Source organism: Paraburkholderia fungorum (assembly GCF_902833645.1).
In the GTDB taxonomy this organism is placed as follows: Bacteria; Pseudomonadota; Gammaproteobacteria; order Burkholderiales; family Burkholderiaceae; genus Paraburkholderia; species Paraburkholderia fungorum.
Genome location: NZ_CADFGE010000003.1, coordinates 211640 through 234066, shown reverse-complemented (window position 1 = coordinate 234066; position 22427 = coordinate 211640). Strand labels below are relative to the sequence as shown.

The 22427-nt window shown below is 64.1% G+C and carries 16 protein-coding genes; 14 read left to right on the top strand and 2 right to left on the bottom strand.

Annotation, left to right across the window (positions count from 1 at the left end):
- Positions 1 to 43: 43 nt before the first annotated feature.
- From HWX91_RS12165 to HWX91_RS12115, 11 genes are all read left to right on the top strand, one after another.
- On the top strand, positions 44 to 1519 hold the full coding sequence (locus HWX91_RS12165) for an aldehyde dehydrogenase family protein (RefSeq protein WP_028193998.1): 1476 nt from the start codon (positions 44 to 46) through the stop codon (positions 1517 to 1519).
- 208 nt (positions 1520 to 1727) lie between these two features.
- Positions 1728 to 2396 (top strand): haloacid dehalogenase type II, encoded by a 669-nt coding sequence (locus tag HWX91_RS12160; RefSeq protein ID WP_028193997.1) that lies wholly within the window; start codon positions 1728 to 1730, stop codon positions 2394 to 2396.
- Positions 2397 to 2456: 60 nt separating this feature from the next.
- Entirely contained in the window at positions 2457 to 3731 is a 1275-nt protein-coding gene (locus HWX91_RS12155) for an NAD(P)/FAD-dependent oxidoreductase (protein ID WP_028193996.1), read from the top strand.
- Positions 3732 to 3799: 68 nt separating this feature from the next.
- The gene (locus tag HWX91_RS12150) at positions 3800 to 5416 is read left to right on the top strand and encodes an ABC transporter substrate-binding protein (RefSeq protein WP_028193995.1); all 1617 of its coding nucleotides are present in this window, start codon (positions 3800 to 3802) and stop codon (positions 5414 to 5416) included.
- A gap of 109 nt (positions 5417 to 5525) precedes the next feature.
- Positions 5526 to 6479 carry an ABC transporter permease gene (locus HWX91_RS12145; RefSeq protein WP_028193994.1) on the top strand — a complete coding sequence of 318 codons (954 nt, stop codon included), beginning with the start codon at positions 5526 to 5528 and terminating at the stop codon, positions 6477 to 6479.
- Positions 6476 to 7432, top strand: a complete 957-nt coding sequence (locus tag HWX91_RS12140) for an ABC transporter permease (RefSeq protein WP_028193993.1) — start codon at positions 6476 to 6478, stop codon at positions 7430 to 7432. Before HWX91_RS12145 ends, HWX91_RS12140 begins: the two co-directional genes overlap by 4 nt.
- Entirely contained in the window at positions 7432 to 9282 is a 1851-nt protein-coding gene (locus HWX91_RS12135) for an ABC transporter ATP-binding protein (RefSeq protein WP_244144053.1), read from the top strand. Before HWX91_RS12140 ends, HWX91_RS12135 begins: the two co-directional genes overlap by 1 nt.
- Positions 9279 to 9593, top strand: a complete 315-nt coding sequence (locus tag HWX91_RS12130; protein ID WP_028193991.1) for a (2Fe-2S)-binding protein — start codon at positions 9279 to 9281, stop codon at positions 9591 to 9593. Before HWX91_RS12135 ends, HWX91_RS12130 begins: the two co-directional genes overlap by 4 nt.
- The gene (locus HWX91_RS12125) at positions 9578 to 10948 is read left to right on the top strand and encodes an FAD/NAD(P)-dependent oxidoreductase (protein ID WP_028193990.1); all 1371 of its coding nucleotides are present in this window, start codon (positions 9578 to 9580) and stop codon (positions 10946 to 10948) included. The genes HWX91_RS12130 and HWX91_RS12125 overlap by 16 nt, the downstream gene beginning before the upstream one ends.
- Entirely contained in the window at positions 10945 to 12114 is a 1170-nt protein-coding gene (locus HWX91_RS12120; protein ID WP_028193989.1) for an NAD(P)/FAD-dependent oxidoreductase, read from the top strand. The genes HWX91_RS12125 and HWX91_RS12120 overlap by 4 nt, the downstream gene beginning before the upstream one ends.
- Positions 12111 to 12509, top strand: a complete 399-nt coding sequence (locus tag HWX91_RS12115) for a helix-turn-helix domain-containing protein (RefSeq protein ID WP_028193988.1) — start codon at positions 12111 to 12113, stop codon at positions 12507 to 12509. Before HWX91_RS12120 ends, HWX91_RS12115 begins: the two co-directional genes overlap by 4 nt.
- Here the strand turns inward: HWX91_RS12115 and prpR are convergent.
- Entirely contained in the window at positions 12466 to 14490 is a 2025-nt protein-coding gene (gene prpR / locus HWX91_RS12110) for a propionate catabolism operon regulatory protein PrpR (RefSeq protein ID WP_028193987.1), read from the bottom strand. The two genes, HWX91_RS12115 and prpR, sit on opposite strands and share 44 nt — an antisense overlap.
- Positions 14491 to 14778: 288 nt before the next feature.
- On the opposite strand from prpR, the gene prpC reads away from it, so the two are divergent.
- The 3 genes from prpC to prpF all read left to right on the top strand — a co-directional run bounded on the left by prpC (position 14779) and on the right by prpF (position 20010).
- Positions 14779 to 15948: a bifunctional 2-methylcitrate synthase/citrate synthase gene (gene prpC / locus HWX91_RS12105; protein ID WP_028193986.1), complete on the top strand. Its 1170-nt coding sequence runs from the start codon at positions 14779 to 14781 to the stop codon at positions 15946 to 15948.
- Between the two features lie 244 nt (positions 15949 to 16192).
- Positions 16193 to 18790: a Fe/S-dependent 2-methylisocitrate dehydratase AcnD gene (gene acnD / locus HWX91_RS12100; RefSeq protein ID WP_028193985.1), complete on the top strand. Its 2598-nt coding sequence runs from the start codon at positions 16193 to 16195 to the stop codon at positions 18788 to 18790.
- Between the two features lie 35 nt (positions 18791 to 18825).
- Positions 18826 to 20010 carry a 2-methylaconitate cis-trans isomerase PrpF gene (gene prpF / locus HWX91_RS12095; protein WP_028193984.1) on the top strand — a complete coding sequence of 395 codons (1185 nt, stop codon included), beginning with the start codon at positions 18826 to 18828 and terminating at the stop codon, positions 20008 to 20010.
- Positions 20011 to 20072: 62 nt separating this feature from the next.
- Here the strand turns inward: prpF and HWX91_RS12090 are convergent, their stop codons facing one another.
- Positions 20073 to 22367, bottom strand: a complete 2295-nt coding sequence (locus HWX91_RS12090) for an NADP-dependent malic enzyme (protein WP_028193983.1) — start codon at positions 22365 to 22367, stop codon at positions 20073 to 20075.
- Between the last annotated feature and the right edge of the window lie 60 nt (positions 22368 to 22427).

Below are 22427 nucleotides of genomic sequence, written 5' to 3'. Positions count from 1 at the left end.
CGGGACTAACAGCAAGTAGCCAGTCACACAGGAAACCTTTCTCATGGACAGCTTCAATCCGGACGACGTCGCGGTTCGCAGCGGACATTTCATCGGCGGCGAGTATGTGGAAGGCGGCGAGCCTCGCATCGAGGTGCTGCGCCCCTCGGACGGCGTGGCCTACGCTTCGTTGCCGCTCGCCGACGCCGAAATGGTGGATCGCGCGGTGCAGAACGCGTGGCAGGCGTTCAGAACCAGCGCCTGGGCGCGCATGGCGCCGCGTGAGCGGGCGAAGATCCTGCGCCGTTTCGCCGACCTGGTCGAAGCCGATGCGTCGTATCTGGGCCGTCTGGAGGCGCTCGGTTCAACCCGGCCGGTTGCTCAGGCGATTGGCTGGGACGTGCCGTTCACCGCCGAAGGCATTCGCTTCTACGCTGAATTCGCCGATAAGCTGGGCGGCGACGTGGCGGCAACGGACCATGACCATCTCGGCATGACGATCGCCGAGCCATACGGCGTGATCGGCGCGATTGCGCCATGGAACTTCCCGCTGGTGATGGCTTCGTGGAAGATCGCGCCGGCTCTCGCCGCGGGCAACGCGGTCGTGCTGAAGCCCTCGGAGATGACGCCGTTCTCGGTGTTGCGCCTGGCCGAACTGGCGGTGCAGGCGGGGGTGCCGGCGGGCATCTTCAACGTGGTGCAAGGCGACGGCCGCGTCACCGGCGACGAACTGGTGCGCCACCCGAAGATCAGTAAGGTCACCTTTACCGGCTCCACGCGCACCGGCGCCGCGATCATGGCTGCCTGCGCGCAAAGCGGCACCAAGCCGGTCACGCTCGAACTCGGTGGCAAGAGTCCGCAGATCGTTTTCGCCGACGCCCCGCGTCTGGACGATGTAGCACGCCGGATCGCCGGCTCGATCACTGGCAATGCCGGCCAGGTGTGCGTGGCCGGCTCGCGGCTGCTGGTCGAGCGCAGCCTCGCGGAGCCGTTGGCCGAGCGCATCGGCAAGGTCTTCGCCGAATTGAAACCCGGCGCGACGTGGGCCGCCGGCACCACCTTGTCGCCGATCATCTCCGCGCCACAGGCGGCGCGTATCGAAGGGATCGTCGGGCGCACGCTGGAGGCAGGTGCGACGCTGCGTTACGGCGGCGTGCGGAGCGGCGCCGGCGCGGGGGCGTTCTATGCCCCGACTTTGCTCGCGGACGTCACCCCCCATTCCGAAGCGGTGCGCGAAGAAGTCTTCGGCCCCGTGCTGACGTTGCAGACCTTCGACACCGAAGAAGAAGCGCTCGCGCTCGCCCAGCATCCCGACTACGGGCTTGCCGCTGGCGTGCATACCGCCGACCTCGGCCGGGCGCTGCGCTTCGTGCGTGGCCTCGAGGCGGGGACGGTCTGGGTCAACCGCTACGGCCGCACCTCCGACTTCATGATTCCCACCGGCGGCTACAAGCGCTCCGGTATCGGCAAGGACCTCGGCCGTCAGGCCTACGAGGCAAACCTGCGCTTCAAGAGCGTGCTGATCGACCTGCGGCCTTAAATCCCGCAACACCAATACGGGCGGGGCTTCCAGCCCGCCCACCGCAGACTGTGCTGCGCGACGGCCTCAAAACGCATGGTTTGTGTCACCAGCCGCACTCGAATCAGGAACATCTGTGTTTTTGCACTGATTAAATCTTTAACAGGAATTAGCTTCTCTTTCGCCACTGAACTCGCTCCCGGGTTCACCACCACGACAGGACTGCACCATGATCGAATTCGAACCGAAATACATCACCTTCGACTGCTACGGCACGCTCACGAAATTCCGCATGGCCGACATGACTCGCGAAATGTTCGGGCACCTGCTGAACGCCGACGACCTGGAAAAGCTCGTGGCGTTCTACGCGGGCTATCGCCGCGACGAAGTGCTGGGTGCCTGGAAGCCGTATCGCGACGTGGTGGTCAACGCGCTGCGCCGCGCCTGCAAGCGCATGAACGTCGCGTTCGATGAACAGGAAGCCGAGAATATCTATCTCGCCGTGCCGACCTGGGGCCCACACCCGGACGTTCCGGAAGGTCTCTCGCGTCTGGCGAAGAAGTACAAGCTGGTGATTCTCTCGAACGCGTCGAACAACCAGATCCAGAGCAACGTGGACAAACTCGGCGCGCCGTTCCACGCGGTCTTCACGGCCGAGCAGGCGCAGTCGTACAAGCCGCGCATGCAGGGCTTCGAATACATGTTCGACCAGTTGAACTGCAATCCGGAAGACGTGCTGCACGTGTCGTCCAGCCTGCGCTACGACCTGATGACCGCGCACGACCTGGGCATCAGGCACAAGGCCTTCGTCAATCGTGGGCATGAGCCGTCCACGCCGTACTACCAGTACTACGAAGTCAGCGGCATTCCGCACCTGGCCGCGGAACTCGGCCTGTAACGGTAAGCGTTGTCTGCGCATTCATCGCCTCGCTCATTGCCCATCTCAAGGACAGACCGGATGAAGCTCGATTCCTATTGGCTCGACACCGCGCCGCCGTTCGTCTCGGCGTGTGAAGGTCCGGTCGAGGGCCAGGCCGATGTCGTCGTGATCGGTGGCGGCTTCACCGGGCTGTCGGCGGCGCAGGCGTTGGGCAAACGCGGCGCCTCGGTGACCGTGCTCGACGCGGGGCGCATAGGCGGCGGCGCGTCGGGGCGCAACGGCGGGCAGGTCAATACCGGCGTCGCGCAGGACTTTGTCGCGCTGGTCGCGCAACTGGGTGTGGAGCGGGCCAGTGCCTGCTACCGCGCGTTCTCGGATGCAGTCGATACGGTCGAGCGGCTGATTCGCGAGGAACAGATCGATTGCAATTACAGCGCGACGGGCAAGCTGAAGCTGGCGTCGAAACCGCATCACCTCGCGCATCTGGAGAAGACCGCGGAGTTGATCCGTCGCGAAGTCGATACGGATATCGAACTAATTGGACGTGAGCGGATTCGCAGCGAAATCCAGTCGGACAGTTTTTACGGCGGCTTGCTGCAGCGCCACGGCGGCCAGATGCATATGGGCAAGTTCACCGTCGGACTGGCCGACGCCGCGGTTCGTCGCGGCGCGAAGCTCTATGAAAACGCGGCAGTCACCGCGATTGCGAAGGATGGCAGCGGTTTCAAGGTCACCTCGGCGCGCGGCGAAGTGCGCGCGAGGCAGGTGCTGATTGCCACCGGCCCGTCGCGGCACGGTCCGTTCGGCTGGTATCGGCGGCGGCTCGCGCCGGTGGGGTCGTTCATCGTCGTGACCGAGCCGCTGCCGCCGGAACTGCTGGCGCGGGTATTTCCTAACCGCCGCGCGTACACCACCACGCGCCTGATGCACAACTACTTCCGCGTGACGCCGGATTCGCGTCTGCTGTTCGGCGGCCGGGCGCGCTTTACGGCATCCGAGCGGCCGTCGGACGCGAAGAGCGGCAGGATTCTGCAGCAGGGGCTGGCCGCGATGTTCCCGATGCTGGCGAAAGCACGCATCGACTACTGCTGGGGCGGTCTCGTGGATATGACCGCCGACCGTCTGCCGCATGCCGGCCAGCACGACGGCATCTATTTTTCGCTGGGCTACAGCGGCCACGGCACGCAGATGTCGACGCATATGGGGCAGGTGATGGCCGACGTGATGGACGGCCACGAAGAGCGCAATCCCTGGCGGGAGCCGGATTGGCCCGCGATTCCGGGCCATACCGGCAAACCCTGGTTCCTGCCGCTGGTGGGGACGTACTACCGCATCAAAGATATTTTCTATTGATTGTTCCTTGTTGTACCTGCCACTAAAAAACCACGCAGCTATCCCTGTCACCCTCGCGGAGAAGTTCGATGAATAAGGAAACCTCGCAACATGACGCTCTTCGACTCGGCACCGAGTTGGAGCGCCTGACGTCAAAAGGCGCATCACGACGCCAGGTGCTGCGCGCGATGACGGCGGCCGGCATGATGTCGGTGACGGGCGCCGGCCTGTTGAGCGCGAGCGGTGCGGCCTTCGCGCAGGCGAAGCCGAAGCAGGGCGGCAAGATCCGGGTGGCGACGCAATCCGCTTCGGCCGCCGACACGCTCGACCCGGCCAAGGGCGCGCTCGGCACGGACTACGTGCGCGGCTTCATGTTCTACAACTGCCTGACCGAACTCGATTCGCATCTCGGCGCGAAGATGGCGCTGGCCACCTCGCTCGATACGAAGGACGCGACGGTGTGGATCGTCAAGTTGCGCACGGGCGTGCAGTTCCACGACGGCAAGCCGTTCGGGCCGGCGGACGTCGTGTATTCGATCATGCGCCACAAGGACCCGGCGACGGCATCGAAAGCGAAAACGCTGGCCGATCAGATCAAGGAAGTGAAGGCGACCGGCCCGAATGAAGTAACGATCACGCTCGAAGGCCCGAACGCCGACCTGCCCGTGATTCTCGCCACCTCGCATTTCCAGATCATCAAGGACGGCACCAAAGATTTCAAAACGGCGATCGGCACCGGTCCGTTCAAGGTCAAGGAATTCTCGCCGGGCGTGCGCACGGTCGGCGTGAAGAACGCGAATTACTGGAAGCCGGGCCTGCCGCATCTCGACGAAGTCGAACTGATCGGCATTGGCGACGAATCGGCCCGCGTGAACGCGCTGCTCTCCGGCGACGTGCAACTGATCAACTCGGTGAGCCCGCGCTCGACCACGCAGATCAAGAGTGCCGGCGGTTTCGGCGTGCTGGAGACGAAGACGGGCGAGTACACCGACCTGATCGTGCGCGACGAAGGCGGCATCACCGGCAACGACGATTTTCGGCGAGGCATGATGTATCTGCAGGATCGCGAGCAGATGCGCCGGGCGATCTTCCAGGGTTACGGCACGATCGGCAACGATCAGCCGATCGATCCGACCAACAAGTACTACCTGGCCGGGTTGCCGCAGCGAACGTTCGATCCGGACAAGGCGAAGTTCCATTTCCAGAAGGCCAAAGTCGGCAGCGCGCCGATGCAGATTTTCGCGTCGCCGGCGGCGGAGGGATCGGTTGAAATGGCGATGTTCCTGCAGCAGGTGGCGCCGCAAGCCGGTCTGAATCTGCAGGTGTCGCGCGTGCCGGCCGACGGCTATTGGTCCAATCATTGGATGAAGCATCCGCTGGGTTTCGGCAATGTCAACGCGCGTCCCAGCGCCGACGTGATCTTCACGCAATTCTTCAAGTCGGACGCGCCGTGGAACGAAGCGAACTGGAAGAGCCCGAAGTTCGACCAGATGCTGCTTGCGGCGCGGGGCGAACCGGACGACGCGAAGCGCAAGAAGATCTACGGCGACATGCAGGTGCTGGTGCATGAAACGGGCGGCGTCGGCATTCCGATGTTCCAGAGTTCGATCGATGCCTATACGTCGAAGCTCAAGGGGCTCGGCTCGATTCCGCTGGCCGGCCTGATGGGTTTCATGTTCGCGGAAAACGTCTGGCTGGATGCCTGAAGCGGGTCTGTCCGGTGCGCCTTGACAGACCACACCAGGCAACACAGGCAATACGTACGCCGCTCTCCCGCGGCGTGCGGCTTCAACCTCGGATAGGAGGCGACTTTCGATGAAAGCACACGCGCAACGACTCATTGCCGCGCGCCTTGGCCTCGCACTGCTTACGCTGCTGCTGGTTTCGGCAGTCGTGTTCGCCATTACCGGGCTGCTTCCCGGCGATGCCGCGCAGCAGGCGCTCGGCCAGGCGGCCACTCCGGAAGCCGTCGCGGCCTTGCGGCATCAGTTCGGTCTCGACCAGCCTGCGCTGCAACGCTATTTCGAGTGGCTCATTCACGTTGTCAGCGGCAATTTCGGCACTTCGCTGTCGAACAATCTGCCGGTCAGCGAGCTGATCGCCACGCGCCTGCCGAATTCGCTGGTGCTGGCAGGTTTGACGGCGCTGGTCTCGGTGCCGCTCGCGCTCGTGATCGGTATTTCGTCGGCGATGTTTCGCGGTTCGCTGCTCGACCGCACGCTCAACGTGCTCACGCTCTCGACGGTGGCCGTGCCGGAATTTCTGATCGCCACGATCGCGGTATTGATCTTCGCCGTCAAGCTGCGCTGGCTGCCCGCGCTGTCGTATCTCTCGGAGGTGCATTCGTTTGGCGCGCTGCTGCGCATCTACGCGATGCCGGTGATGACCCTGTGCTGCGTGATCGTCGCGCAGATGTCACGGATGACGCGCGCCGCGGTGCTCGATCAGTTGAATTCGTCGTATGTGGAAATGGCGATTCTCAAGGGTGCGTCACCGGCGCGCGTGGTGCTGCGGCATGTGTTGCCCAACACCATTGGGCCGATTGCCAACGCGGTGGCGTTGAGCCTGTCTTACCTGTTCGGCGGCGTGGTGATCGTGGAGTCGATCTTCAACTATCCCGGCCTCGCGAGCCTGATGGTGGATGCCGTCACCAACCGCGACATGCCACTCGTGCAGGGCTGCGTGATGGTGTTCTGCGCGGCGTATCTCGCGTTGGTGCTGATCGCCGACCTGTGTCAAATCGTATCCAATCCGAGGCTGCGTCGATGATGAGCCAACCTACCAATCCCCACGTTCCTCATATTCCCCATGCGGGCACCGAGCTGTACGACATCGACGCCGGCGAGCCCGTGGTCGAGCCGCCGGTTGTCGAAGCGGCGGCGCTGAAGCAGGGTGTGTTCAAGCGGCTGGTGCATCGTTTCTCCGTGCTCGGCCTGATTGGCCTCGTGATGGTGGCATTCTGGCTGATCGTCGCGTTTATCGGGCCGCTGGTCGCGCCGTATAAGGGCGGCGCGCTGACGTCGACGGAAATTTTCGGCAGCTACAGCGCCGCGTATCCGCTCGGTACCGACTATCTTGGCCGCGACATGCTGAGCCGGATTCTCTACGGCGCGCGCTATACGGTCGGCCTGGCACTGGCCGCGGCGATACTCGCCAGCGTGATCGGCACGGTCTTCGGTTTGCTTGCCGCGGTATCGGGGCGCTGGGTCGATGAAATCCTGAGCCGCCTGTTCGACGCGCTGATTTCGATTCCGAGCAAGGTGCTCGCGCTCGTCGTGATCGCCGCGTTCGGCTCGTCGATCACGATGCTGACGACCGTTGCCGCACTGGCCTACATACCCGGAGCATTCCGCATTTCGCGCTCGCTCGCGGTGAACCTGATGGGTCTCGAATACGTTCAGGTGGCAAGAGCACGCGGCGAGGGCATCTTCTATATCGCGCGGGTGGAAGTGCTGCCGAACATGATCTATCCCATGCTCACCGACTTCGGATTGCGCTTCGTGTTCATCGTGCTGCTGCTGAGCGGGTTGAGTTTTCTCGGCCTCGGCGTGCAGCCGCCGAATGCCGATTGGGGCTCGCTCGTGCGCGAGAACATCGGTGGTTTGTCCGAGGGCGCGCCTGCCGTGTTGATGCCGGCTGTCGCCATTGCGACGCTGACCATCGGCATGAATCTGCTGATCGACAACCTGCGGCGTCGCGGCCGTAGCCATGGAGGTGCGTGATGGCTGAGCTGACCGAGCGGGACATGATTGAGGTGAAGGGGCTGCGGGTGGTCGCGGGCGCGGCGCCGGGGCCGGTGACGGAAATCGTCAAGGGTGTCAGTTTTTCGGTGAAGAAGGGCGAGGTGCTGGCGCTGATCGGCGAGTCCGGTTCGGGCAAGACGACGATCGCGTTGTCGCTGCTCGGTTATGCGCGGGCGGGATGTTCGATCAGCGGCGGCTCGGTGCGCGTAGGCGACGTGGAGGTGCTGTCGCTCGATGCCAAAGGCCGGCGTGGGTTGCGGGCACGCACCGTGGCGTATGTCGCGCAGAGTGCGTCGGCAGGCTTCAATCCGTCGCGCACGATCATGGATCAGGTCACCGAACCGGCCCTGCTGCATCACGTGATGTCCGCCGAAGCAGCGCGCGCGAAAGCGATCGAACTGTTTCGCGCGCTCGCGCTGCCGGCGCCGGAGACGATCGGCGAGCGTTATCCGCACCAGGTATCCGGCGGCCAGTTGCAGCGCTTGATGGCCGCGATGGCGTTAATCACCGATCCGGCTGTCGTCGTGTTCGACGAGCCGACCACCGCGCTCGACGTCACCACGCAGATCGAGGTGCTCGCGGCCTTCAAGAAGGTGATTCGCGAACTCGGCACCACCGCCGTGTACGTGTCGCACGATCTGGCGGTGGTCGCGCAGATGGCGGACCGCATCGTCGTGCTGAATGGCGGCGCGGTGAAGGAGAACGGCGCGGTCGCGCAAGTGCTCGATGCACCCGTGGATACGTACACGCGCCAATTACTCGCCGCTACGCGTCGTCCCGAAGTGGAGTTGGCAAAGCCGCAGAACGCCAGGCATATCCCGCCGCTGCTCGAAATTCGCGGGCTCGCGGCGGGCTACGGACGCGTCGACCGTTTTGGTGCACCCGCTGTGCGCGTACTCGACGACGTGAGCCTGTCGATCCCGCGCGGCAGCACGCTCGGCGTGATCGGCGAATCCGGTTCCGGCAAGACGACGCTCGCGCGGGTGGTAGCGGGGTTGGTCGACCGCGCACGCGGTGAAGTGTTTTTCAACGGCACGCTGTTGCCCGCGCAACTATCGCGCCGCACACCGGAGCAGTACCGGCAGATCCAGATCGTGTTCCAGAACGCCGACACCGCGCTGAATCCGAGCCATTCGATCGCCGACATTCTGGGCCGCCCGCTCGCGTTCTATCACCATCTGCGGGGAACGGCCGCGAACAAACGCATGCTGGAATTGCTCGACCTGGTGAAACTGCCCGCCTCGCTTGCCACGCGCACGCCTGCCGGACTTTCCGGTGGCCAGAAGCAGCGCGTGAATCTGGCGCGCGCGCTTGCCGCCGATCCCGCACTGATCCTCTGCGACGAAGTGACGTCCGCACTCGATACGGTGGTCGGCGCGGCGATCCTCGATCTGCTGGCCGAATTGCGCCGTGAACTCGGCGTGTCGTACATGTTCATCAGCCACGACATCTCGACGGTGCGTGCGGTTTGCGACGAAGTGATCGTGCTGTATGCGGGGCATCGCGTTGAAGCCGGGCAGCGCGACGTGCTCGCGGCGCCGCCGTATCACCCGTACACGGGCTTGCTGGTCGATTCGGTGCCCGCGCTGAAACCGGGCTGGCTCGACGCGCGCCGCGCGGTCGGTTGTGCCGCGTTGCCGCCGATGGGCGAGAGCGCCAATGTGCCCGAGTTGTGCTCGTTCCGCGCGCGCTGCCCGGTACGCATCGACGGGATGTGCAATGTCACGCCGCCGTCGCTGAAAAAACTGCCTTCGGGCGCGGAGATTCTTTGTCATCATCCGGCGGCGGAACTGAACCGCTTGCAGACCGTGGAGGCGACCCCGGCATGAGCGGACGATTTGTGCGGCTCGCGGAGACGGGCCGCAAGACCTTTCTGATTACCGTGGACGGTGTCGCGCGCGAGGCCGCCGCAGGCGATACGTTGATGGTCGCTTTGCTGACCGGTGTGAGCACCTTGCGCGACTCCGAATTCGGCGACGGCCGCCGCGCCGGTTTCTGTTTGATGGGCGCGTGCCAGGACTGCTGGGTCTGGACGGCGCAAGGCGACCGCGTACGGGCCTGCAGCACGCCCGCGGCGCCTGGCATGGCGATCGTGACGAAACTGGCCGAAGCCGGGGAGGGTGTATGGCCCCGCGTGTAGTGATCGTCGGCGCCGGGCCGGCAGGCGTGCGCGCCGCGCAGGCGCTGGTCGAGGCGGGACTGCGGCCAACGCTCATCGATGAAGGCCGGCGTGACGGCGGCCAGATTTATCGGCGTCAACCGGAAGGGTTTTCGCGCAGCTACGAGACGTTGTACGGCACTGAGGCCGAGCGCGCCGCTTCGTTGCATCAAAGCTTCGATGCGCTGAAGCAGAAGATCGATTATCTGCCGGAGACGCTGGTCTGGAATATCTCGCCGGGCGCGGTGCATCTGGCGAGCGGCACGCATTATCGGACCCTGCCGTTCGATTCGCTGATTGTTTGCAGCGGCGCGACGGACCGGCTGATGCCGGTGAAGGGCTGGCACCAGGCCGGCACATACAGCCTCGGCGGCGCGCAGGTTGCGCTGAAATCGCAGGGCTGTGCGATCGGTTCGCGCATCGTGATGATGGGCAGCGGTCCGCTGCTGTATCTGGTGGCCGCGCAATACGTCAAGGCGGGCGCGCAGGTGGCGGCGGTGCTCGATACGTCGACCTTCATGCAGCGGGTGGCCGCGCTGCCGCGTTTGCTGGCGATTCCGGCCGCGCTCAGGAAGGGCATTGCGTTGACGCGTGTGCTGGCAAGCGCGCAGGTACCGGTTTATCGCGGCGTGCAGCCGGTGGAAATCAAAGGGTCGGCGCAAGACGGCGTGAGTGGCGTTGTGGTTGCATTGCCTGGCGGCAAGCCACTCGAATTCGCGTGCGATGCGGTCGCGCTCGGTTATCACCTGCGTCCGGAGACGCAGCTTGCGGACCTTGCGGGGTGCCGCTTTGTGTTCGACGACAACGCGCAGCAGTGGCTCCCGCAAATCGACGAAGACGGCCGCAGCAGCGTCAAAGGTATCTATCTGGCGGGCGACGGTGCAAGGGTGCGCGGCGCGGACGCCGCCGAGCGTTCCGGCCGCCTCGCGGCTTTGGCGGCGTTGCGCGATCACGGCATGCAGGTCCAGGGCATCGAGCCGTTGCGTGCCGAACTCGCGCGTTTCACCCGCTTCGCCGCGGGCCTGCGAGAGGCCTTTCCATGGCCGGCGCAATTCGCCGCGTCTTTACCGGATGAAACGATCGTCTGCCGCTGCGAAGCGATTACAGCCGGCGAACTGCGCCGCGTCGTACACGCGACCGGCGCGCAGGAAGCCAATCGTGCGAAGGCCTTTTCGCGCGTCGGCATGGGGCGCTGTCAAGGGCGTTACTGCGGCCACGCGGGCGCGGAAATCATTGCGGCGGCGGCTTCGGTGCCCTTGTCGTCGGTGGGACGGCTGCGCGGTCAGGCGCCCGTCAAACCACTGCCGGTGGCGCTTGCCGAAGAGGTGAACGAATGAGCGCGGCAACAGCTAACGAAGCCGATGTCATCGTGATCGGCGGCGGCATCATGGGAACGACCACGGCCTTCTTTCTGCGGCAGCGTAACTGCTCGGTAATCCTGCTCGAACGTGGACTCACGGGACAGCAGGCGAGCGGCGTGAACTTCGGGGGCATTCGCCGGCAGGGCCGCGCGTTGCCGCAACTCGAGATGGCGAACCGCGCGCTGCGTACCTGGCAACGTTCGAAGGACATGCTGGGCGAGGACATCGAGTTTCTGCCGGTGGGCCACACGCGCGTGTGCTATCACCAGAAGGACGTGGAGAATTTCTATCAATACGCGCTCGCTGCCCGCGCCTATGGTCTCGACCTCACCGTGCTGCGCGGCGATGCGTTGTTCAGCCGCTTTCCGTTTCTAGGCCGCGAGGTGCTGGCGGCATCGATTTCACCGCTCGACGGCCACGCCAATCCGCGTCTCGCTGCACCTGCTTTTGGTCGCGCGGCCGCGCGGCTCGGCGCTCAGGTGATCGAAAACACCGAGATCGTGCGGGTCGAAAAAGACGGCGAGCGGTTCCGCGTGGAGAGCGCGCGCGGCGACGTGTATTGGGCCGCGCAACTCGTGATCTGTGCGGGCGCGTGGGCGAGCCGTCTCACCGAGCAGTTCGGCGAGCCCGTTCCGCTCGTCGCGAGCGGGCCGCAGATGGCGGTGACCGAGCCCGTACCGTATGTGTTCAAGTCGTCGATGGGGGTGTTCACCTCGATCAAGGAGGAGAGCATCTATTTCCGCCAGATTCCGCGTGGCAACATCATTGTCGGCGGCGGTCCCGCTGGCCCAGCGGATGCCGTGACGTGCCGCGCCTCGGTCCTGCCGCGCAATACCGTGCGGCAAGTCGCGCAGTTGCGGCGGCTCGTGCCGGCGCTGGCCCCGCTGCATGTGATTCGCGTGTGGAGCGGTGTGGAAAGCTATCTGCCCGACGGCGAGCCGGTGATCGGTCCGAGCAGCAAGGTCGACGGTCTTTACTATGCGTTCGGCCTTTGCGGCTCGGGTTTCCAGATCGGCCCGGGTGTTGGCGAGACGCTGGCCGAACTTGTCGATACGGGTAGCACGCCCATTCCGCTCGACGTGTTTTCCGTCAGCCGGTTCGCGAAAGAAGCCGCGCTCCGCCCGAGTATCGCGACGTCATGAAACAGTCCATCAGCCTCAACGCCGCCCGGGCGTTTATCGAAGCCCATTTCGACGAACCGGTGACGCTCGCGCAGCTCGCCGCGCTGTCCGCGCTCAGCGTGTCGCGCTTCGCGACGGTGTTTCGTCAGCAGTACGGTTCATCGCCGTATCGCTATCTGTGCGGATTGCGGATTCAGCGGGCGCAAACGTTGTTGCTCGAGGGCATGCCGGGATCGGTGGTGGCGACCGAGGTGGGGTTTTTCGATCAAAGCCACTTCGGCCGGCATTTCAAACGATGCTGCGGAATGACGCCCAGCATGTTCATCGCGCGCGCCGGAGCGAACGCGCAGAAACAGGGCGGCGCGAGTCAGGCTACGGCGCCGCGTTCAGCTTCCGCCATAACGTCGTCTTGCTGATGCCGAGTGCCTCGCAAACCGCATCGCGATCGCCGTCGCACGCGGCGAGCGCGGCGCGGATTTCGTCCGCCTCCACATGACGGCTGCGCTCGCGTAACGTCAGCGCCGTTTTTTTCGCGCGCGCCTGGGGTTGCGCGAAGATTTCGGGCGCGACGGTGCGCAGTACTTCGCGCGTCAAGACGGCTTTTGTTGCGCCGTTCGAGTTCGAATCCGGGTCTCTGTCCGGGGCTGCGTTCGGGTTTGCGTCCGGTTTTGCGTCCGGGTTTGCGTCGATATCGGCCAGTTCAACCGCAATCCGTTCGATCACGTTCTGCAATTCTCGCACGTTGCCCGGCCACATGTAATGCTTCAGCGGCTCGGCTAGCTGAGCAAGCACGCGCCGCGCCGCGTCGGCATCGGGCAGCCGCGCTGTCAGTCTCGGCTCGCGCGACGCGGCCTGCAGCAGCAATTCCGCCGCGAGCGGCAGCAGATCGTTGGGCCGCTCGCGCAGCGGCGGCAGGGCGATGCTCAGAATGTTGAGCCGGTAGTACAGGTCCGCGCGAAAGCTGCCTGCTTCAATGCTTTCGGTCAACGCGCGATGCGTTGCCGCGACGATCCGGATGTCCACCCGAGTCGGTTCCGTCGAGCCGAGCCGCACGACTTCGCGCTCCTGCAGCACGCGTAGCAAACGGCTCTGCAGCGACAACGGCATCTCGGCGATTTCGTCGAGAAACAGCGTGCCGCGGTGGGCCACTTCGATCAGCCCCGCCTTGCCGCCTTTGCGCGCGCCGGTGAACGCGCCTTCCTCATAACCGAACAGCTCGCTTTCGAGCAGCGCCTCGGGAAACGCGCCGCAATTGATGGCGACGAACGCGAAGTCGCGCCGCGCGCTCAATTGATGCATGCTCTGCGCGACCATTTCTTTGCCGGTGCCGCTTTCGCCAAGAATCAGCACGGTGGCATCCGATCGGGCGTAGCGCCGCACGAGCGCACGGACTCGTTCCATGGAATCCGACACGCCGACAATATCCGCAAGCTGGTAACGCGCGCTGAACTGCTGCACGCGTTGCCGCGCACGCAAGGTGCGATCCAGTTTTTCGACCGCGCGTGACTCCTGAAACGTCAACACGGTGCCTGGCGCCGAGTTGCTGCTTGCCAGCGGCCCGCGATGCACGACATAACTCGCACCGCGCACCGTGCAGAATGCATCGCCGTCCGAATCCGGCAAGCTGCCGGCGAGATCGGGCGCGAGATCGAGCAGCGCACGGCCCACGGCTTGCGCTGCGTCGATGGCCAGCACGTCGGCGAGCCGCCGGTTCATCGCTTCGACGCGCCCTTGCGCGTCGAGCGCGACCACGCCGTCGCGCAGATGCTGCAGCAGATTGTCGAGCCGCTGACGGCGCACCGTTTCGCGGCGGGTGGCCTGCGCGACTTCGAGTGCGGTGTCGAACGCGGCACGTATCGACGCGCGCGAGTACAGAAACACCGCGCTCATGCCCGCGCTCGCCGCGAGATCGGCGATGAGCCCCGGGCCGACCACGGCGTCGATGCCGCGATCGCGCAGATCGAGAACGACACTCTCCGCGTCCTGCGCAGACTGATACGACGCCAATGTCACGTCGATGCCGTACGCGGCAATGAAGCGCCGCACTTCATCCGGCGTGTCGCCGTGCGTGACGAGCGCAACCTTCGCGCCGTCGCGCCGTGCTCGCGTGAGCGCGTGCATGACGTCGAAACCGGTCGGGCCGATCAGCACGACCGGGACGCTAACGCGCGTCTTCAGATACGCACCGTTGGAGCCGCCGGCAATCACGACGTCGGGGCGGCCGGCGCCGACCGCGTCGATCTCATGCGCGGCGTCTTCGAAGCCGCGCGCGACGATCCGCAGATCGGCGCGTTCCACGTATTCCCCGGCGATGTCGAAGAACAGATCGCGCAGCCGGCTGATACTGACGGCCCAGATACGGGGGCGCTGCGTGGGGTCGAAGGGCGGTGTGCTCACGGCGAAAGGCTCATGTCGGAGGAGGGGCGCGGAAGATTACAAGTCCGGCTATTATGCGCCTCTACCTTTCGAATTTGAAATCAATGATTTCATTTGTGAAATTTCACGACGAGCTTGCGACGGAACGATTTTTTGTTAAATCAGGTACTTAGCGGCTGGCGACGCGCATGGCCCATTCTTTGCGTTATTGGCTTCCGTTTTCGCCGGTCACCGCATTGAACCCCGCTAAGACAAGCTCGGCGCGCAGATCGCCGCACGAACGCAACCCCCGCAGTTGGAGACGAAATTATGAGTGAAGCCGATAACAGCACGCCGAACGCAGGCGCCTTCAAACCGAAGAAGTCGGTCGCCCTGTCCGGCGTAACGGCGGGCAACACCGCGCTGTGCACGGTCGGCAAGACCGGCAACGACCTGCACTACCGTGGCTACGACATTCTCGACATCGCAGGTGCGTGCGAATTCGAAGAGATCGCCTATCTGCTGGTTCACGAAAAGCTGCCGACGCAGGCCGAACTGACCGCCTACAAAACGAAGCTCAAGGCACTGCGCGGCCTGCCCGCGAACGTCAAGGCCGCGCTCGAATGGATTCCGGCCGCCGCCCACCCGATGGACGTGATGCGCACCGGCGTGTCGGTGCTTGGCACCGTGCTGCCGGAGAAGGACGACCACAACCTGCCGGGCGCGCGCGACATCGCCGACAAGCTGATGGCTTCCCTCGGTTCGATGCTGCTGTACTGGTACCACTACTCGCACAACGGCAAGCGCATCGAAGTGGAAACCGACGACGATTCGATCGGCGGCCACTTCCTGCACCTGCTGCATGGCGTGGAGCCGTCGAAGGAGTGGGTCGACGCGATGCACGTGTCGCTGAACCTGTATGCCGAGCATGAATTCAATGCGTCGACCTTCACCGGCCGCGTGATCGCGGGCACGGGCTCGGACATCTACTCAGCGATCACCGGCGCGATCGGCGCGCTGCGCGGCCCGAAGCACGGCGGCGCGAACGAAGTCGCGTTCGAAATCCAGTCGCGTTATCAGACGCCGGATGAGGCTGAGGCCGACATCCGCAAGCGCGTGGAAAACAAGGAAGTGGTGATCGGTTTCGGCCACCCGGTGTACACGATTTCCGATCCGCGCAACAAGGTGATCAAGGAAGTCGCGAAGAAGCTGTCGAAGGAAGCGGGCAACCTGAAGCTGTTCAACATCGCCGAGCGGCTCGAGGCGGTGATGTGGGAAGCGAAGAAGATGTTCCCGAATCTGGACTGGTTCAGCGCGGTGTCGTATCACATGATGGGCGTGCCCACGGCGATGTTCACGCCGCTGTTCGTGATTGCCCGCACGGCAGGCTGGAGCGCGCACATCATCGAGCAACGGATCGACAACAAGATCATCCGGCCGAGCGCGAATTACACCGGTCCGGACGACCTGCCGTTCGTGCCACTCGCCAAGCGCGTTTGAGGCTGCGAGCGCGTGAGCCACGTAATCGCAAAGCCGTAAGCGTTTCTCCTCCATTGCGTCTCATGAGCGCGGCGCGATGAAGTTGGGCCTTGGCTCGCTGGAACCCCGAGCCAAGGCCGTTTTTTTGCAGCGCGTCAACGAAACATGCGGTAAGCCGGTGCGCCACCGCAAGCTAAACTACACAGACTGTCCGATTGCTCGCCGCCGCTATTGTCCCCGGATCATTACTGTTTTCCCCTACGCCATGAATACTGCCAACCGCAAACGCCTTCCCGGCACCCAGCTGGATTTCTTCGATACGCGTGCCGCCGTCGACGCGATCCAGCCCGGCGCTTATGACAAGCTGCCGTACACCTCGCGCGTGCTGGCCGAAAACCTCGTGCGCCGCTGCGATCCGGAGATGCTCACGGCGTCGCTCAAGCAGATTATCGAACGCAAGCGCGAGCTGGATTTTCCGTGGTTCCCGGCGCGCGTGGTGTGTCATGACATTCTCGGCCAGACCGCGCTCGTCGACCTCGCCGGTCTGCGCGACGCCATCGCGGCGCAAGGCGGCGATCCGGCGATGGTCAATCCGGTCGTGCCGACGCAACTGGTGGTGGATCACTCGCTCGCCGTCGAGTGCGGCGGTTTCGATCCCGATGCGTTCGCGAAGAACCGCGCAATTGAAGATCGCCGCAACGAAGACCGCTTCGATTTCATCAACTGGACCAAGCGCGCGTTCAAGAACGTCGACGTGATTCCGCCGGGCAACGGCATCCTGCACCAGATCAACCTCGAGCGCATGAGCCCGGTGGTGCAGGTGAAAGACGGCGTGGCCTTTCCCGATACGCTGGTCGGCACCGATTCGCATACGCCGATGGTGGATGCGCTCGGCGTGATCGCCATCGGCGTGGGCGGTCTCGAAGCGGAAAGTGTGATGCTCGGCCGCGCGTCGTATATGCGGCTGCCGGACATCGTCGGCGTGGAGCTTACGGGCAAACCGGCCGAGGGCATTACCGCGACCGACGTCGTGCTCTCGCTGACCGAATTCCTGCGCAAGGAGAAAGTGGTCGGCGCGTACCTCGAGTTCTACGGCGCGGGCACAGCCAACCTGACACTCGGCGATCGCGCGACCATCGCCAACATGGCGCCCGAATTCGGCGCGACGGCGGCGATGTTCTACATCGACGAACAGACCATCAAGTATCTCAAGCTTACCGGCCGCGACGACGAACTCGTCAAGCTGGTCGAGACCTACGCGAAGGAAACCGGTTTGTGGGGCGATACGCTGAAACACGCCGAGTACGAGCGTGTGCTGAAGTTCGATCTGTCCACCGTGGTCCGTACGCTGGCGGGTCCGTCGAACCCGCATCGCCGTTTGCCGGTTTCGGATCTGGCCGCGCGCGGTATCAGCGGCAAGGTGGAAAACGAACCGGGCCTGATGCCGGACGGCGCGGTGATCATCGCCGCGATCACGAGCTGCACCAACACCAACAACCCGCGCAACATGATCGCCGCCGGTTTGCTGGCGCGTAACGCCAATCAGCGCGGGCTGACTCGCAAGCCGTGGGCAAAGACGTCGCTCGCGCCGGGGTCGAAGGCGGTGACGCTGTATCTGGAAGAGGCGGGTCTGTTGCCGGAACTGGAGCAACTGGGCTTCGGCGTGGTCGCGTATGCCTGCACGTCGTGCAACGGCATGTCGGGTGCACTGGACCCGGCGATCCAGAAGGAAATCGTCGATCGCGATCTGTATGCGACGGCGGTGCTGTCCGGCAACCGTAACTTCGACGGCCGCATTCATCCGTATGCGAAGCAGGCTTTCCTGGCTTCGCCGCCGCTGGTGGTGGCCTACGCGATCGCCGGTACGATCCGTTTCGACATCGAGAAGGACGTGCTGGGCGTCGATGCCCAGGGCAATGAAATCCGGCTGAAGGACATCTGGCCGTCGGATGCGGAGATCGACGCGATCGTTGCTTCGAGCGTAAAGCCGGAGCAGTTCCGCAAGGTGTACGAACCGATGTTCGCCGTTTCCGTGGATACCGGTGAGAAGGCCGATCCGCTGTATGACTGGCGTCCGATGAGCACGTACATTCGCCGTCCGCCGTATTGGGAAGGCGCGCTTGCCGGCGAGCGCACGCTCAAGGGCATGCGTCCGCTGGCGGTGCTCGGCGACAACATCACGACCGACCACCTGTCGCCTTCGAATGCGATTCTGGCGGACAGCGCGTCCGGTGAGTACCTCGCCAAAATGGGCTTGCCGGAAGAGGATTTCAATTCATATGCCACCCACCGTGGCGATCACCTGACCGCGCAACGTGCCACCTTCGCGAACCCGACGCTGAAGAACGAGATGGTGCTGGAGGACGGCAAGGTGAAGGCCGGTTCGCTGGCGCGCATCGAGCCCGAGGGCAAGGTCACGCGCATGTGGGAAGCGATCGAAACCTACATGGAGCGCAAGCAGCCGCTGATCGTGATTGCCGGGGCCGACTACGGTCAGGGTTCGTCGCGCGACTGGGCCGCGAAGGGCGTGCGCCTCGCCGGTGCGGAAGCGATTGTCGCCGAAGGGTTCGAGCGGATTCACCGCACGAATCTGGTGGGCATGGGCGTGTTGCCGCTGGAGTTCAAGCCCGGCGTGAATCGTCTTACGCTCGGGATCGACGGCACCGAAACCTTCGACGTGATCGGCGAACGCAAACCGCGCGCCGACCTCACGCTGGTGATTCATCGCAAGAACGGTGAGCGTGTGGACGTGCCGGTGACGTGCCGACTTGATACCGCGGAAGAGGTGTCGATCTACGAAGCCGGCGGCGTGCTGCAACGTTTCGCGCAGGACTTTCTTGAATCGACGAAGGCAGCGGCATAAGGCTTTTGAGCTTCTCTCATCAGGACATTACTTTCATGGCTCACCAACCTCAGATCAAGATTGCGGCGACGTACATGCGCGGCGGCACCAGCAAAGGGGTGTTCTTCCGGCTGCAGGATTTGCCGCAGGCCGCCCAGGTGCCGGGCGCCGCGCGCGACGCGCTGCTGATGCGTGTGATCGGCAGTCCCGACCCGTATGGCAAGCAGATCGACGGCATGGGCGGCGCGACGTCGAGCACGAGCAAGACGGTGATCATCGCGAAGAGCAGCAAGCCGGATCATGACGTGGATTATCTGTTCGGGCAGGTTTCCATCGACAAGGCTTTCGTCGACTGGAGCGGCAATTGCGGCAATCTTTCCGCGGCGGTGGGACCGTTTGCGATTAGCGCGGGTCTCGTCGACGCGAGCCGGATTCCGCATAACGGTGTGGCGATTGTGCGCATCTGGCAGGCGAATATCGGTAAGACGATCATTGCGCATGTGCCGATCACGGACGGCGCCGTGCAGGAAACCGGCGACTTCGAACTCGACGGCGTGACGTTTCCAGCGGCTGAAGTTCAGCTCGAATTCATGGACCCGGCCGCCGAAGAAGAGGGCGCCGGCGGCGCGATGTTCCCCACGGGGAATCTGGTCGACGATCTCGACGTGCCGGGTGTCGGCACGCTGAAGGCGACGATGATCAATGCCGGCATCCCGACCATCTTCGTGAACGCGGACGCGATCGGTTATAAGGGCACCGAACTACAGGATGCGATCAATAGCGACGACAAGGCGCTGGCGATGTTCGAAACCATTCGCGCGCATGGCGCGGTGCGCATGGGGCTGATCAAGAATATCGATGAGATCGCGACGCGCCAGCACACGCCGAAGATTGCCTTTGTCGCCAGGCCGGCCGACTACGTGGCTTCCAGCGGCAAGCGGGTTGCCGCGAGCGATGTCGATCTGCTGGTGCGCGCGATGTCGATGGGTAAGCTGCATCACGCGATGATGGGCACGGCCGCGGTTGCGATCGGCACGGCCGCGGCGATCTCCGGAACCCTGGTGAACCTCGCGGCGGGTGGCGGCGCGCGCGATGCGGTGCGTTTCGGGCATCCGTCGGGGACCTTGCGCGTGGGGGCCGAGGCTCGCGAGGAAGGCGGCGAGTGGACGGTCACCAAGGCGATCATGAGCCGCAGTGCGCGGGTCTTGATGGAGGGCTGGGTGAGGGTGCCGGGGGCATGAGATAAGCGCTGCCAGCCCGGCACGAATGCAATTCAATCCCTATAGCGTCGATTGGAAGACTGCTACTGGGCGCGATTCGCCTCGATCACGGTCAACGCCGTCATATTGACGATTCTTCGGACCGTGGAGCTGGACGTCAGAATGTTCACCGGGGCGTTGACGCCCAGTAGAAACGGGCCGACTGCCACGTTGCTGCCCGCGCCGGTCTTGAGCAGGTTGTAGGCAATGTTGCCCGCATCCACGTTGGGGCAGACCAGCAGATTGGCGGCGCCTTTGAGCGGCGAGGTCGGCAGAATCCGCGAGCGCAGTACTTCGTCGAGCGCACAGTCGCCGTGCATCTCGCCGTCGACTTCGAGCTCCGGAGCCTGCTCCCTTACGATCTCCAGCGCCCGGCGCATTTTCACGCCCGAGGCCGCGCCGCCCGCACCGAAGTTCGAGCGCGACAGCAACGCCGCCTTGGGCGTGAGGTTCAGCCATTCCATCTGTTTGGCCGCGCTAATCGTAAATTCGGCAATCTGCTCGGCGTTCGGATCGTCGTTGATGTGGGTGTCCACCAGCGCTACCGTACGCTGATCCAGCAGCAGAATATTCATGGCCGCGTACGTGTGCGCGCCGCGCTTCTTGCCGATCACCTGGTCGACAAAGCGCAGGTGATCGTGATACGCGCCGACCGTGCCGCAGATCATGCCGTCGGCGTCGCCGAGCCGCACCATCATCGCGCCGATCAAGGTCAGGCGGCGCCGCATCTCGACACGCGCCATCTCCTTGGTGATGCCGTCGCGGCACATCAATTCCCAGTACGTTGTCCAGTACTGGGGGAAACGTTCGTCGTATTCGGGGTTGGTCACCTCGACGTCCTGCCCGAGTCGCAGGCGCAAGCCGAATCGCTCGATGCGTGCCAGCAGCACTTCCGGACGCCCCACCAGAATCGGCCGCGCCAGCTTCTCGTCGACGATGACCTGGACGGCGCGCAGCACGCGCTCGTCTTCGCCCTCCGTGAAGACGATGCGCGCGTTGCCACCCTCGCGCACGAGGCGTCTCGCGGTCGAGAACAGCGGCTTCATGAAGGCGCCGGAGTGGTAGACGAATTGCTGCAACTGCTCGACATAGGCTGTGAGGTCCGGTAGCGGACGTGTCGCCACTCCGCCTTCCATCGCCGCTTTCGCGACCGCCGGTGCAATCCGCACGATCAGGCGTGGATCGAACGGCTTGGGAATCAGATACTGCGGACCGAATGCCACGTCATAGGCGCCGTACGCGGCGGCGACAACTTCGTTCTGTTCTTCTTGCGCGAGACCGGCGATGGCATGCACCGCCGCAATTTCCATTTCGCGCGTGATGGTGGTCGCGCCGACGTCCAGCGCGCCGCGAAAGATGTAGGGAAAACACAGGACGTTGTTGACCTGGTTCGGATAATCCGAGCGGCCGGTGGCGATGACGACATCGTCGCGCGTTGCATGGGCAAGCTCAGGAAAGATTTCCGGCGTTGGATTGGCCAGCGCGAGAATAAGCGGGCGCGGACCCATCGTCTTCAGCATTTCCGCGCTCAGAATGCCGCCCACCGAGAGCCCGAGGAAAACATCCGCTCCCTCGATCACTTCGGCCAGCGTGCGCGCGCTGGTTTCCTGTGCGAAACGCATCTTGTCCGGGTCCATCAGCGCGGTACGTCCCCGATAGACGACACCTTCAATATCGGTTGCCCAGATGTTTTCGACCGGCAGGCCCAGGTCGACCAGCAGGTCCAGACACGCTAGTGCCGCCGCGCCGGCGCCGGAAGTCACCACCTTGACCTCCGAAATGGCCTTGCCCACCACCTTCAGACCGTTGATAAACGCGGCGGATACCGTGATGGCGGTGCCGTGCTGATCGTCGTGGAAGACGGGAATCTTCATGCGTTCGCGCAGCTTGCGCTCGACGATGAAGCACTCCGGCGCCTTGATGTCTTCGAGATTGATGCCGCCGAAGGTGGGTTCCAGCCCGGCGATGATATCGACCAGCTTGTCCGGATCGGTCTCGTTGATCTCGATGTCGAACACGTCGATGCCGGCGAACTTCTTGAACAGTACGCCTTTGCCTTCCATCACGGGCTTCGAAGCCAGGGCGCCGATGTTCCCAAGGCCCAGCACCGCGCTGCCATTGGTAATCACGCCGACGAGGTTGCCGCGGCTCGTGAAGCGATGTGCCTGTAGCGGGTCCGCCGCAATGGCTTCGCAGACGCTGGCCACGCCAGGCGTGTAGGCAAGCGCCAGATCGCGCTGGGTCACGAGCGGTTTGCTTGCCACGACGGAGATCTTTCCGGGGGTCGGAAACTCGTGGTAGTCGAACGCGGCTTGCTGGTCGGTCTCTGTCTGCTTCATGGTGTTCTCGCCTGGGTGAGGGCGCCGGGCGTGTCCCGGCGCGATCCGTTGAGGCGATTC

Coding starts and splice junctions, on each gene's coding strand:
- prpC (WP_028193986.1), top strand. CDS start 14,779: ATGAGTGAAGCCGATAACAGCACGCCGAACGCAGGCGCCTTCAAACCG.
- HWX91_RS12120 (WP_028193989.1), top strand. CDS start 10,945: ATGAGCGCGGCAACAGCTAACGAAGCCGATGTCATCGTGATCGGCGGC.
- HWX91_RS12090 (WP_028193983.1), bottom strand. CDS start 22,367: ATGAAGCAGACAGAGACCGACCAGCAAGCCGCGTTCGACTACCACGAG.
- HWX91_RS12115 (WP_028193988.1), top strand. CDS start 12,111: ATGAAACAGTCCATCAGCCTCAACGCCGCCCGGGCGTTTATCGAAGCC.
- acnD (WP_028193985.1), top strand. CDS start 16,193: ATGAATACTGCCAACCGCAAACGCCTTCCCGGCACCCAGCTGGATTTC.
- HWX91_RS12150 (WP_028193995.1), top strand. CDS start 3,800: ATGAATAAGGAAACCTCGCAACATGACGCTCTTCGACTCGGCACCGAG.
- HWX91_RS12160 (WP_028193997.1), top strand. CDS start 1,728: ATGATCGAATTCGAACCGAAATACATCACCTTCGACTGCTACGGCACG.
- HWX91_RS12140 (WP_028193993.1), top strand. CDS start 6,476: ATGATGAGCCAACCTACCAATCCCCACGTTCCTCATATTCCCCATGCG.
- HWX91_RS12125 (WP_028193990.1), top strand. CDS start 9,578: ATGGCCCCGCGTGTAGTGATCGTCGGCGCCGGGCCGGCAGGCGTGCGC.
- HWX91_RS12145 (WP_028193994.1), top strand. CDS start 5,526: ATGAAAGCACACGCGCAACGACTCATTGCCGCGCGCCTTGGCCTCGCA.
- prpF (WP_028193984.1), top strand. CDS start 18,826: ATGGCTCACCAACCTCAGATCAAGATTGCGGCGACGTACATGCGCGGC.
- HWX91_RS12130 (WP_028193991.1), top strand. CDS start 9,279: ATGAGCGGACGATTTGTGCGGCTCGCGGAGACGGGCCGCAAGACCTTT.
- HWX91_RS12135 (WP_244144053.1), top strand. CDS start 7,432: ATGGCTGAGCTGACCGAGCGGGACATGATTGAGGTGAAGGGGCTGCGG.
- HWX91_RS12165 (WP_028193998.1), top strand. CDS start 44: ATGGACAGCTTCAATCCGGACGACGTCGCGGTTCGCAGCGGACATTTC.
- HWX91_RS12155 (WP_028193996.1), top strand. CDS start 2,457: ATGAAGCTCGATTCCTATTGGCTCGACACCGCGCCGCCGTTCGTCTCG.